Below are 13,284 nucleotides of genomic sequence, written 5' to 3' on the forward strand. Positions count from 1 at the left end.
TGAAAATGAATTTTTCAAAATTGGATGAATACTTTGAAAAATCAAAACTATGGATTGCGTATCTATTTGTTTTTATTTCGATTTTAAGTATGAGTTCACTGGTTTATAAGATAGCAAATCCCCTCTACAAGGGATTATCAGCGATTGTAGTGTTTTATATTTGCTATACCTTATTGTTTAAGTGGAAAGAAATCACGGTAGATCGCAAATTTCTATCCTTATTTGGACTCTTAGCTGGAAGTCATCTGCTATCAGCTATTTTCAATCGCTCTGGACATCTGATTGGAAATGTGATTGAAATCCTCTTCATGGTAACCTATGTTTTATTATTTACCATGTTACAATCAGGGCAACTTAAAAAATTATTTGACTGGATTGCCTATACGGTTCAAATTGTATCTTTTTCTTCAGCAATTTTTGCGTTTGGTTTATTGGTAAGTAGAGTCCTTATCCTATTTAAGATTGGCGAACAATCTTATTACTATGGTGTCATGAATGGACGTCTGTGGGGGATTGTCAATCCAAATGCTAGTGCGATATTTTCATACATTAGCATTATTTTGGCTATGTATTTGATCCATAAAGGAAGTAAATATTCTGTTTATCTTAAACTGAATAATGTGATTCAATTCGTTTACTTTGCTACGATGCAAAGTCGAGGAGCCTTACTTTCTTTACTTCTCATGATTGGACTCTATAGTTTCTTTGCTACTAGAGGGAGTATCGTTAAACGATTCCTCACTTTTATAGTTGCTGGTTTGCTGATTACTGCAACTAATATTGGATTAAGCTATGTAACTTCAATCTATATCTCATCTGAAACTGCGACTGTCTTAGATTTAAACAATGGACAATCCTATGCTGAGACAGATTCATCTGTTACTAAGAAAAACGGTGAGCTCCATCTAATCGAAACAACACCAAGTGGTAGAACCTATATCTGGAAAAATGCCATCAAGATGGGAAGTGCCAAACCAATTTTTGGTTATGGTGTACGAAATGTTCCAGATTACTACACAGAATATTTCAGTAAATTTGAGATTCAAAACTCCCTTATCGGTGGGAATTTCCATAACATTTTTGTGACCATATTTGTCAGTTCGGGAGTTCTAGGTTTGGTATCCTTCCTTCTTGTACTGGCTTATGTCATCAAGCGCTTTTTAACGTATTTGATTGTTTCCAAGAAAAATACTGATAAATTGATCATGATCCTTTTCTTTGGTATCTTGTTTGGTCAATTATTTGAAAGTCAGATTATGTATTCAACCAACTTTATCAATATCATCTTCTGGCTAGCGATTGGCTATGGACTCGTAGTCTGCAAACGGGATGAAGGAGTTCGGTACCAAGAAGTAACAGATGTCAATGAAATTCAACAGATGGAACTTGGAATCATGGAGTATATTCATGAAGTTTGTCAGAAAATTGGAGTTAAGTATTTCTTAGCATATGGAAGTCTAATTGGTGCTGTTCGCCATCAAGGATTTATCCCTTGGGATGATGACATGGATATCTGCATGTTACGAGAAGATTATGAAAAGTTGCAAGACTACCTTATCGCTAACCCTGATAAACGTTACGAGGTGATGTCTTATAAAAATAATCTCAACTATGTCTATCCCTTCATGAAAGTGCAGGATAACCATACTTACTTGCTAGAAGAAGATGTTCGCATCGATTCGAATATGGGGATCTATGTAGATATTTTCCCTGTAGATGGCTACGAGGATGATGTAGAATTTAAAAACAAGATGACGAAACTGATAAAGAAACGTCAATTGAGTTGCTACACCTTTAAAGGCATTACCAATACGAAAAGTGTACTGAATTCACTGCTACGCTATGTGTCAGTTATTATTTTCTATTTCACCAATACGAACAAATACGTTGCCCAGATTGAAGAGCTTGCAAAATCCCGTAAAGTTTCAGATTATGAGCAAGTGGATTATCTTATCTACAAGGATATGAACAAACCAGTGTGGAGACGTGAGTGGCTGGAACAAGTTACTACTGGAACATTTGAAGGTAAGGAATTTACTATTTCGAAAAACTATCATGAAATTTTGACCTCAGACTACGGAGACTATATGCAATTGCCACCGGTTGAACAAAGAGTATCTCATCATGATTTTAAATTATGGAAGATTGTTAAAAGGTCTAAATGACGGGATTGGGATTAAGAAACGTTTAAAAATATAGTCAAATTTAGGAGAATAGAACCTATGTCTGAAAGAATTTTAACTCTTGAAGAAATCAAGCAAGTAGAATTGGATATTTTAAAGTATCTACATGATCTTTGTGAACAACATCAAATCAAATACTTTATTGATTTTGGAACCTTACTAGGAGCTGTACGCCATAAAGGATTTATTCCTTGGGATGATGATACAGATATTTCCTTAGCGCGTGATGAATTTGAAAAACTGTATAAGGTTTTACAAAATGAAAATCATCCCTACTATAAATTGATTTCATTCAGAGAAACAAAGGGATATCCGTACAGTTATATGAGAGTCTATGATGTAAGGACACGTCGAGATGCTAATCTCGTTGACCCAACGGTCGTATTGGGAACTTGCGTTGACATTTTTCCATATGATGGTGTCGTAACAGAGGAAAGTAACCGTAAGAAAATGAAGCTCTACAAATATTTCATTCGACTTTCTTCTTTGAATTTTAAAGGGATCAAGTCTGAGAATGGTGGACTAAAAAACCTCCCTCGTTATATAGGATCAGCTATTTTCCGCTTAACTTCCCCACAGCTATGGAATCAAAAATTAGAGAGTCTTGCTTTGAAGTATAGTGTAGATCAAGCAACAGATCTTACTTGTACTATCTATGACCCTTATTATCCAAATGGTATAAAAAAAGAATGGCTCTATGATTTGATTGATATGCCTTATGAAAACATTGTGGTCAAGGTTCCGAGAAAATACCATGAAATACTTGTCTACGAATTTGGAGAAAACTATATGACTCCACCTCCTATTGAGCAACAAGTCCCAGGAGGGGATAAAAACTACTGGATTGATTAGATTAGTAAAAGTTGCTTATTGTTAAGATAAAGGAGTTTTCAAGGTGAAAAATAAATGGTTATTAAAATCAGTCAGCTATAGTGTTCTCGCATTCTTTTTATTACTGATTCAGTTATCGCAAGGAGTAGATGCAGATACCATCTCTGCAGGTTCGGGCAATCGTATCCATTTCATAAATACAAAAGCAAAATCTGGGAGTGACGCCATCCTTCTGGAAAGCAATGGTCACTATGCTTTGATTGATATGGGAGAAGACTATGATTTTCCTGATGGGAGTGACCCACGCTATCCAAGCCGCTGGGGAATTTCCATGAGAAATTATCAAGTATTGGAGGATCGATTGATTCGCCACTTGGATCAAATAGGTGTAAAAAAATTAGATTTTATTATAGGAACTCATGTTCATAGTGACCATATTGGTGGAGCGGACGAAATACTCAATCGATATCAGGTCGGTAAGTTTTATTTGAAAAAATATTCAGATGATCGGATCACTGCGAACTGGGGACTATGGGATAATCTTTTCAATTATGATAATGCTTTGAGAGCAGCTCAAAAACGAGGAGTTACTCTTATCCAGAATATTTCAGATGAGGATAGCCACCTAAAATTAGGTGATATGGATATCCAACTCTACAACTATAAGAATGAATATGATGCTGACGGGAATCTGAAAAAAGTTCGAGATGATAACTCCAACTCCATTGTTTCAGTAGTGACTGTGGCAGGAAAGAGAATCTATCTTGGTGGAGATTTGGATAATGCCGAAGGAGCAGAAGATAAGTTAGGTCCAGTTATCGGTAAGGTTGATATGATGAAATGGAACCACCATTATGATGCGACAATTTCAAATACGATTAATTTCCTTGAAAACTTATCACCAAAAATGATTATTCAGACAACTGGTGGAGATATTAATGTTGCTTCAACCAGAGAATACCTTCAGAAGAAAAATATTCAGGTTCTTCATGCTGCGAGCCAAACTCAAGACGCTACCGTTTTTGATATTAGCGATAAAGGATTTGCTAATGTTTCAAATACCTTCCCTGATATCCCTGTAGTTGACGAAAAATGGTATCAAGAAGATGGCTATTGGAAATATCGTTTGACTGACGGAGAAATGGCTATCGGCTGGAGAGAGATTGGCGGAGCCACTTATTTCTTTAATGGAAAAGGACAAATGCAAGCAGGTCGCTGGCTTCACCTTAACGACGACTGGGGAGAAAATGCCAAAGGGAATGATTACTATCTGAACCAAAATGGTAAAATGCAAACTGGTGGTTGGTTCAAACTAGATGACTCTTGGTATTATATCCAATCAAATGGTGCTAGACGATTTAGCGAGCTCTCTGAAATCGGAGGGAAAAAGTATCTCTTTGCAGCAGATGGGAAGATGCTAACAGGACATCAAGTCTATAATGGCAAGAAGATGTTCTTTAGCGAAAGTGGTGCACTCCAAACAGCAGGTAAGCCTTCAACTTGGCAAAAGATTGATTCAAATTGGTATTTCTATGATGAGGATGGGCTAAAGACCATCGGTAAAAAGAATATCAATGGAAGCACATACTACTTTAATCAAGAAGGTATCATGCAAACTGGCTGGGCCTTTGTTGATGGTCACTGGAACTATTTTGCAAGTTCTGGAGCTATGAAAACCGGCTGGGTCAAGGATCAGGAAACATGGTATTATCTGGATAAAGATGGCATCATGTTAACTGGTAGACAAGATATAAATGGTGTTCGTTACTATTTGAATGCTAGTGGTGCCATGCAGACTGGCTGGAAGTGGCAAGAAAATAGCTGGTACTTCTATACGAACTCAGGAGCTATGAAAACTGGTTGGTTGAAAGATAAAGAATCATGGTATTATTTGGATCCAGAAACAGGTATCATGGCTGTAGGATCTAAAGAGATTGACGGTAAGAACTATTTCTTCAGCTCTGCAGGTACTATGCAAGTTGGATGGCAGTGGTCAAATGATTCTTGGCATTATTACGCTACGTCGGGCGCACTCCAAACGGGTTGGTTAAAAGATGGTGATGCCTGGTATTATCTTGAAGGTAAGGAAGGCGTTATGTTAGTCGGCCTCCATCAAGTAGATGGTAAGCAATATTACTTTAGCAAATCTGGTGCCATGCAAACTGGCTGGAAATGGTTTGATAATCATTACCGTTACTTTGAATCAAATGGAGCCATGAAAACTGGTTGGATAAAAGACAAAGGCGTCTGGTATTATCTAAATCCTGAAGATGGGATCATGTTGGTTGGCCTTCATAAAGTAAATGGTGATCATTATTACTTTGATGAATCAGGAGCTATGCAAACAGGTTGGAAACAGTTTGATGGTAATTGGTACTATTTCCAAGCTAATGGTTCTTTGTTGAAGAACGCAACAACACCTGATGGTTACAAAGTAAACGAAGAAGGAATCTGGAAACAGGCTGTTGCTGCTGTAAATAGCGATGCAGTCAAGCCAGAACAGAAACAAGAAGCTAATTCCTCTATTGTTGAACAACCTAAACAAGATTCAAATCTAGAAGCCAATGCTTCTGATAAGAAAGAAAACGAATAAAGAAGAAATCCCCTACTGGCAACTAATTTATCAGTAGGGGATTTTTTTAATTTCGTTTTAATTTAGCAAGTACAAGGTTCAGTGCATAGTGGAGTGTTTTGTCTTTGGTAATAAAGAGGGTCAAGAGGTAATAGATACCACAAGTTGCTACGGTAGACAGAACCATGAGAATCATATTAAAGTTTACTGTGTAGGAATTGATTTGGAAAATCATCTTGAAAATATAGAAGATTGGGATAAAACCAAGGGATATGAGGCTATAACGTGTTAAGGTTATAAAAATTTCTTTTAAACTAATCAGTTGGTGTTTCTTGATAAAATGAATTTCAAGTAAAACAACGATAGTTTCTGCGATAATGGTCGTAGCGATGTAATACTCAGGTGCAAAAATATTATTGAAATACAAGATGCTATTTAATAGTATATTGGCACCACCACCAAGGAAGTAGAAGGCGGTTAAGCGATTTTCATGGTCGTTGATAAAGATAATCTGTTTACCAAGAATCAACTCAATAGCCCAAATGATGGTACGAAAAGCGAAGACGCTAGTTACGATACCCGCTTCAAGATATTTTTCAGAAGAATAAATAACAGTTGCGTACCGTCCCAATATCATAATCCCGATACTAGTTGGAACCATAAGGAAATAGAATAAGGACGCTGCTTGATTCACGAGATAATTATAGGACTTGTAATCCTTTTTCCCGAGATAGTAGCCAAGGCGTGGAATACTAACGTTGATAGCTCCACTCAAGACACTGGCAATCAGCATGACGATACTATAGGCAATTGTATAATAAGAAATATAGTTCTCATCCGGTCCCTTGGTGATAAACATTCTATCTAGCAAGGTGTAAAGCATATTAGCGTTTGCTAAGAGAAGCATAGTAAAGAGTGGTTTAGAAGCTTTAGCTAATTCGACGAAACCAATCTTAACAAAAGAAACTTCTCTCTTAATCCAAAGAAAACTGAGCAGGTAGTTGAGGACAGTGGTCGCTGTCATAACGATAGCATAAGGAACGATATCATCTGCCGTTTTAACAAAGGCGAAGATAGCGACCAGCATGGTAATTCGAATAATTAATGTTTTGTAGAGGATGAAGGCATAATTCTCATAAGCCTCGTTCATCCATTCGATATTGAGAAATTGGAAGAGTGCTTGGGCCCCTAGGATGTAGTAGAGGACTTTCAGATTCTCAATGCTGGTGTCAAAGAAGATAATGAGGAAGTAGATACCTGTCGTCAGGAGAGAGGTGAAAACCGAGATATAAAACAACTTAGAAAAGACGTAGTTGATTTTATTCTTGTCATCCTTGACCTTACTAATAGCTCGAATCCCGTAGTTGTATATTCCAAAGGCAGCTAGTGGAATAACGAAACTTGCCCAGGTATTGGCAGTATTGAAATAACCGTAGTTGGATTTGCTGAGAATCCGCGTCAGATAAGGATTGGTTATCAGTGGGAAAACGATATTGAGAATATTGACCAGCAAGCTGGCCAAGGCATTTACTTTTATATTTTTCATTGAACTTTCTTTCTTAAATCTAAAATCATATCTAGTATTATATCACATTCTCGCTTCATTCTTTTGATAAAATCGTAAAAATCTAGTATAATAGATAGACTGAAAGTATGAGGTTACTAGATATGAAGATGAAACAAATTAGTGATACAACACTGAAAATCACAATGACTTTAGATGATTTGATGGACCGAGGAATGGAGATTGCAGACTTTCTCGTTCCTCAGGAAAAAACCGAAGAGTTTTTCTATGCTATTTTAGATGAGTTAGAGATGCCAGACAATTTCTTGGATAGTGGCATGCTGAGTTTCCGCGTGACGCCAAAACCTGATAAGGTGGACGTCTTTGTGACCAAGTCCAAGATTGACCAGAATCTGGATTTTGAAGATTTGGCGGATTTACCAGACATGGAAGAATTAGCCCAAATGTCGCCGGATGAATTTCTCAAAACCTTGGAAAAGAGCATTGCAGATAAGACCAAGGACGATATTGAGGCCATCCAATCTCTAGAGCAGGTCGAAGCTAAGGAAGAGGAGCAAGAGCAGGCAGACAAGGAGACTGAGAGCAAGAAGGAACCTTATATCTACTATATCTTGCGTTTTTCAAGCCTTGCTGACTTGGTTGCTTTTGCAAAGACGGTTAACTACCAGATGGAAACATCTGAACTCTATAAGATGAATGGACACTATTATTTGACAATCTTAGTTGATGTAGAAAATCATCCAAGTCCATATCCAGCTTGGCTCTTGGCTCGTATGCGTGAATTTGCAGATGACAGTGACATCAGTCGTTCCGTTTTGCAAGAGTATGGGCAAATCATGATCAATCACGATGCAGTTCTTAATCTGCAAAAGATTCGTTCATAATTTTTAAAATCAATTTTTATTTATCAAGAAAGACGAATCATGGGATTCGTTTTTTCTTTACTAGACTGAAATAGTGATTTACTATAATAGGAATTTTCACAAAATTCTGTTATAATGGCTATATCAGAAAATTTCTAGGAGACAAACATGACAGTTAAAATTGCTTTACTTGGATTTGGTACCGTTGCAAGTGGTGTGCCATTCCTCCTAAAGGAAAATGGAGAAAAAATCGTTCAGTCAGCTCATTCGGAGATTGAAGTAGCTAAGGTATTGGTCAAGGATGAAGATGAAAAGAACCGCTTGCTTGCAGCAGGAAATGACTTTAACTTTGTAACCAATGTAGATGATATTTTAGCAGACAAGGACATTACTATCGTAGTGGAATTAATGGGGCGTATCGAACCAGCTAAAACCTTTATCACTCGTGCCTTGGAAGCTGGGAAACACGTTGTTACTGCTAATAAGGACCTTTTGGCTGTCCATGGAGCAGAATTGCTAGAAATCGCTAAAGAGCATAACGTAGCACTTTACTATGAAGCAGCAGTAGCTGGTGGGATTCCAATTCTTCGTACTTTGGCAAATTCGTTGGCTTCTGACAAAATTACGCGCGTTCTTGGCGTTGTTAATGGAACTTCCAACTTCATGATGACCAAGATGGTGGAAGAAGGCTGGTCTTACGATGATGCTCTGGCTGAAGCTCAAAGACTTGGATTTGCAGAAAGCGACCCTACAAATGACGTGGATGGGATTGACGCAGCCTACAAGATGGTGATTTTGAGCCAGTTTGCTTTTGGTATGAAGGTTGCCTTTGACGATGTAGCCCACAAGGGAATCCGCAATATCACACCAGAAGACGTAGCTGTAGCCCAAGATCTTGGCTACGTAGTGAAATTGGTTGGTTCTATCGAGGAAACTCCTTCAGGTATTGCTGCAGAAGTGACTCCAACCTTCCTTCCTAAAGCACATCCACTTGCCAGTGTGAATGGGGTAATGAACGCAGTCTTTGTAGAATCTATCGGTATTGGTGAATCGATGTACTACGGACCAGGTGCGGGTCAAAAACCAACTGCAACAAGTGTTGTAGCAGACATTGTCCGTATCGTTCGTCGCTTGAATGATGGTACTATTGGTAAAGACTTCAACGAATATAGCCGTGAATTGGTCTTGGCTAATCCAGAAGATGTCAAAGCTAATTACTACTTCTCAATCTTGGCTCCAGACTCAAAAGGTCAGGTCTTGAAATTGGCTGAGATTTTCAACGCTCAAGATATTTCCTTCAAGCAAATCCTCCAAGATGGCAAAGAGGGTGACAAGGCGCGTGTAGTGATTATCACTCATAAGATTAATAAAGCGCAGCTTGAGAATGTTTCAGCTGAGTTGGCCAAAGCTTCAGAATTTGACCTCTTGAATACCTTCAAGGTGTTAGGAGAATAGGATGAAGATTATTGTACCTGCAACCAGTGCCAATATCGGGCCAGGTTTTGATTCGGTTGGTGTAGCTGTAACCAAGTATCTTCAAATTGAGGTTTGTGAAGAACGGGATGAGTGGTTGATTGAACACCAGATTGGTAAATGGATTCCACATGACGAGCGTAATCTCTTGCTCAAGATTGCCTTGCAAATTGCGCCTGACTTGCAACCGAGACGTTTGAAAATGACCAGCGATGTTCCCTTGGCGCGTGGCTTGGGTTCTTCAAGCTCGGTTATTGTTGCTGGAATTGAACTGGCTAACCAACTGGGCAATCTCAACTTATCTAACCACGACAAATTGCAGCTGGCTACCAAGATTGAAGGACATCCTGACAATGTGGCTCCAGCTATCTATGGAAATCTTGTTGTTGCGAGTTCTGTTGAAGGGCAGGTTTCGGCGATTGTGGCAGATTTCCCAGAGTGTGATTTTTTAGCTTATATTCCCAACTATGAATTGCGCACTCGCGACAGTCGTGGTGTCCTTCCTAAGAAATTGTCCTACAAGGAAGCTGTTGCAGCTAGTTCAATTGCCAATGTTGCTGTTGCAGCCTTGTTAGCAGGAGATATGGTGACAGCTGGACAAGCAATCGAGGGGGATCTCTTCCACGAGCGCTATCGTCAAAGTCTGGTCCGTGAATTTGCGACGATTAAGCAAGTAGCTAAAGAGAATGGAGCCTATGCGACCTATCTCTCTGGTGCCGGACCGACAGTTATGGTTCTGGCTTCTCATGACAAGATGCCCAAGATTAAAGCTGAATTGCAAAAGCAACCTTTCAAAGGCAAACTACATGACTTGAAAGTTGATACCAAAGGTGTCCGTGTCGAAACAAAGTAAAGAAATAGAAGATAGGATGGGGAAACTCTTGATTAGAGGGCTTCCTATCCTTTTTTTGAAAAGAAGTTTATACTCAATGAAAATCAAAGAGCAAACTAGGAAGCTGGCCGCAGGTTGCTCAAAACATGGTTTTGAGGTTGTGGATAGAACTGACGAAGTTAGCTCAAAATACTGTTTTGAGGTTGCAGATGTAAGCTGACGTGGTTTGAAGAGATTTTCGAAGAGTATTAGTTAAAAACCTTGATAAAGGAGAAATAAAGATGGCAGAAATTTATCTAGCAGGTGGCTGTTTTTGGGGTCTAGAGGAGTATTTTTCACGTATTTCTGGAGTGCTAGCAACCAGTGTCGGCTACGCTAATGGCCAAGTCGAAACGACCAATTACCAGTTGCTCAAGGAAACAGACCATGCAGAGACTGTTCAAGTGATTTATGATGAGAAAGCGGTGTCACTTAGAGAGATTTTGCTTTATTATTTCCGTGTTATTGATCCCTTGTCTATTAACCAACAAGGGAATGACCGAGGTCGTCAATATCGAACGGGGATTTATTACCAAGATGAAGCAGATCTGCCAGCTATCTATACAGTGGTGCAGGAGCAGGAGCGTATGCTGGGTCGAAAGATTGCAGTAGAGGTGGAGAAACTTCGCCACTACATTTTAGCAGAAGACTACCATCAAGACTATCTCAAGAAGAATCCTTCAGGTTATTGTCATATCGATGTGACGGATGCTGATAAGCCATTGATTGACGCATCTAACTATGAAAAGCCTAGTCAAGAGGTGTTAAAGGAAAGCTTAACTGAAGAGTCTTACCGTGTTACGCAAGAAGCTGCTACAGAAGCGCCGTTTAGTAATGCTTATGACCAGACCTTTGAAGAAGGGATTTATGTCGACATAACAACGGGAGAGCCACTCTTTTGCGCCAAGGATAAGTTTGCCTCAGGTTGTGGTTGGCCAAGTTTTAGTCGTCCGATTTCTAAGGAATTGATTCACTACTACAAGGATTTGAGCCATGGAATGGAGCGAATCGAGGTTCGTTCTCGCTCGGGCAATGCTCACTTGGGTCATGTCTTCACAGATGGACCTCAGGAGTTAGGTGGCCTGCGTTACTGTATTAATTCTGCCTCCTTGCGCTTTGTAGCCAAGGATGAGATGGAAAAAGCAGGATATGGCTATCTATTACCTTACTTAAACAAATAAAACTGAGAGGGTGGGGCTTCCCACTTTCTTCATTTCCAGAATAAGAATAGAAGGGATTTATGAAACACTTACTATCTTACTTCAAACCCTATATCAAAGAATCCATTTTAGCACCCTTGTTCAAGTTGCTAGAAGCTGTTTTTGAACTCTTGGTTCCCATGGTGATTGCTGGGATTGTTGACCAATCCTTGCCCCAGAGAGATCAAGGGCATCTCTGGATGCAGATTGGCCTGCTCCTTATCTTTGCAGTGATTGGCGTTTTAGTGGCCTTGGTAGCCCAGTTTTACTCAGCTAAGGCTGCGGTGGGTTTTGCCAAAGAACTGACAGACGACCTTTATCGTCATATTCTTTCCTTACCCAAGGACAGCAGAGATCGTTTGACAACTTCTAGCTTGGTGACTCGCTTGACTTCGGATACTTACCAGATTCAGACTGGTATCAATCAATTCCTGCGCCTCTTTTTGAGAGCGCCTATTATCGTTTTTGGAGCCATTTTTATGGCCTATCGCATCTCGGCTGAGCTGACTTTCTGGTTCTTAGTTATGGTTGTCATTTTGACGATTGTCATTGTCGGTCTCTCTCGACTGGTCAATCCTCTCTACAGCAGTCTCAGAAAGAAAACGGATCAGCTGGTTCAGGAAACGCGCCAGCAATTACAAGGCATGCGAGTTATTCGTGCTTTTGGTCAGGAAAAACGAGAGTTACAGATTTTTCAAACCCTTAACCAAGTTTATGCTAGATTGCAAGAAAAGACGGGTTTCTGGTCTAGTTTGTTAACACCTCTGACTTATCTGATTGTCAATGGAACTCTTCTCGTCATCATCTGGCAGGGCTATATTTCAATTCAAGGAGGTTTACTCAGTCAAGGTGCCCTGATTGCCCTTATCAACTATCTCTTACAGATTTTGGTGGAATTGGTTAAGCTCGCCATGCTGATAAATTCTCTCAACCAGTCCTATATCTCAGCCAAGAGAATTGAGGAAGTTTTTACCGAAGCTCCAGAAGATATTTTTTCAGAATTAGAAGAAAAGCAAGCTACCGGTGATCGGGTTTTGCAAGTCCAAGAATTAACCTTTACCTATCCTGATGCGGCCCAGCCTTCTCTGAGAAACATTTCCTTTGATATGACTCAAGGGCACATCCTTGGTATCATTGGGGGAACGGGTTCTGGTAAGTCAAGCTTGGTGCAAGTCTTACTTGGTCTTTATCCAACAGATAGAGGAAGCATTTCCCTTTATCGAGATGGGCGTAGTCCTCGTAATTTGGAGGAATGGCGGTCATGGATTGCCTATGTGCCCCAAAAAGTAGAACTATTTAAAGGAACCATTCGTGCCAACTTGACTCTAGGTTTAGATCAAGAAGTAACTGACAAAGAACTCTGGCAGGCCTTGGATATGGCGCAAGCTAAGGATTTTGTCAGTGATAAGGAAGGTCTCTTAGATACCCTAGTTGAGACAGGAGGACGAAATTTCTCAGGCGGACAAAAACAAAGGCTGTCCATCGCACGAGCGGTCTTGCGTCGAGCTCCGTTTCTCATCCTAGATGATGCAACCTCGGCCCTCGATACCATTACCGAGTCTAAGCTCTTGAGAGCTATCCGAGAAAACTTACCGCATACGAGTTTAATCTTGATTTCGCAACGAACCTCGACTCTACAGATGGCGGATCAGATTCTCCTCTTGGAAAAAGGTGAGCTCCTAGCTGTTGGCAAGCACGAGGAATTGATGAAGACTAGCCAAGTCTATCGCGAAATCAATGCATCCCAACATGGAAAGGAGGACTAGC

Annotated in this window: 9 protein-coding genes; 8 read left to right on the top strand and 1 reads right to left on the bottom strand. The window is 39.7% G+C overall.

Features of this window, described 5'->3' with window-relative positions; all coding sequences use genetic code 11:
* The first annotated feature begins 5 nt into the window (after positions 1-5).
* From M1G01_RS01555 to M1G01_RS01565, 3 genes are read left to right on the top strand one after another with little or no spacing between them, the layout of a single operon-like run.
* Complete coding sequence (locus M1G01_RS01555) at positions 6-2,165, top strand: LicD family protein (protein WP_247930997.1); 2,160 nt, start codon at positions 6-8, stop codon at positions 2,163-2,165.
* Between the two features lie 57 nt (positions 2,166-2,222).
* A complete protein-coding gene (locus M1G01_RS01560) occupies positions 2,223-3,035 on the top strand; it encodes a LicD family protein (protein WP_247930998.1) in 813 nt (270 codons plus the stop codon).
* 43 nt (positions 3,036-3,078) lie between these two features.
* Positions 3,079-5,607: an MBL fold metallo-hydrolase gene (locus M1G01_RS01565; RefSeq protein ID WP_247930999.1), complete on the top strand. Its 2,529-nt coding sequence runs from the start codon at positions 3,079-3,081 to the stop codon at positions 5,605-5,607.
* A gap of 46 nt (positions 5,608-5,653) precedes the next feature.
* Here M1G01_RS01565 and M1G01_RS01570 read toward each other — a convergent pair whose 3' ends face one another.
* On the bottom strand, positions 5,654-7,132 hold the full coding sequence (locus M1G01_RS01570; protein ID WP_084944637.1) for an oligosaccharide flippase family protein: 1,479 nt from the start codon (positions 7,130-7,132) through the stop codon (positions 5,654-5,656).
* A gap of 122 nt (positions 7,133-7,254) precedes the next feature.
* On the opposite strand from M1G01_RS01570, the gene mecA reads away from it, so the two are divergent.
* The 5 genes from mecA to M1G01_RS01595 all read left to right on the top strand — a co-directional run bounded on the left by mecA (position 7,255) and on the right by M1G01_RS01595 (position 13,283).
* On the top strand, positions 7,255-7,995 hold the full coding sequence (gene mecA, locus M1G01_RS01575; protein WP_247931502.1) for an adaptor protein MecA: 741 nt from the start codon (positions 7,255-7,257) through the stop codon (positions 7,993-7,995).
* A gap of 147 nt (positions 7,996-8,142) precedes the next feature.
* A complete protein-coding gene (locus M1G01_RS01580) occupies positions 8,143-9,429 on the top strand; it encodes a homoserine dehydrogenase (RefSeq protein WP_247931000.1) in 1,287 nt (428 codons plus the stop codon).
* A gap of 1 nt (position 9,430) precedes the next feature.
* Positions 9,431-10,300, top strand: coding sequence for a homoserine kinase (thrB, locus tag M1G01_RS01585; protein WP_049500332.1), 870 nt, complete (start codon positions 9,431-9,433; stop codon positions 10,298-10,300).
* A 260-nt stretch (positions 10,301-10,560) separates the two neighbouring features.
* Positions 10,561-11,499, top strand: coding sequence for a peptide-methionine (R)-S-oxide reductase MsrB (msrB, locus tag M1G01_RS01590; RefSeq protein WP_247931001.1), 939 nt, complete (start codon positions 10,561-10,563; stop codon positions 11,497-11,499).
* Positions 11,500-11,558: 59 nt separating this feature from the next.
* Positions 11,559-13,283 carry an ABC transporter ATP-binding protein gene (locus M1G01_RS01595; protein WP_247931002.1) on the top strand — a complete coding sequence of 575 codons (1,725 nt, stop codon included), beginning with the start codon at positions 11,559-11,561 and terminating at the stop codon, positions 13,281-13,283.
* The last annotated feature ends 1 nt before the right edge of the window (position 13,284 follow it).

The sequence above is a fragment of the Streptococcus oralis genome (assembly GCF_023110055.1).
In the GTDB taxonomy this organism is placed as follows: Bacteria; Bacillota; Bacilli; order Lactobacillales; family Streptococcaceae; genus Streptococcus; species Streptococcus oralis_BY.

Coding starts and splice junctions, on each gene's coding strand:
- M1G01_RS01555 (WP_247930997.1), top strand. CDS start 6: ATGAATTTTTCAAAATTGGATGAATACTTTGAAAAATCAAAACTATGG.
- M1G01_RS01560 (WP_247930998.1), top strand. CDS start 2,223: ATGTCTGAAAGAATTTTAACTCTTGAAGAAATCAAGCAAGTAGAATTG.
- M1G01_RS01570 (WP_084944637.1), bottom strand. CDS start 7,132: ATGAAAAATATAAAAGTAAATGCCTTGGCCAGCTTGCTGGTCAATATT.
- mecA (WP_247931502.1), top strand. CDS start 7,255: ATGAAGATGAAACAAATTAGTGATACAACACTGAAAATCACAATGACT.
- M1G01_RS01580 (WP_247931000.1), top strand. CDS start 8,143: ATGACAGTTAAAATTGCTTTACTTGGATTTGGTACCGTTGCAAGTGGT.
- thrB (WP_049500332.1), top strand. CDS start 9,431: ATGAAGATTATTGTACCTGCAACCAGTGCCAATATCGGGCCAGGTTTT.
- msrB (WP_247931001.1), top strand. CDS start 10,561: ATGGCAGAAATTTATCTAGCAGGTGGCTGTTTTTGGGGTCTAGAGGAG.
- M1G01_RS01595 (WP_247931002.1), top strand. CDS start 11,559: ATGAAACACTTACTATCTTACTTCAAACCCTATATCAAAGAATCCATT.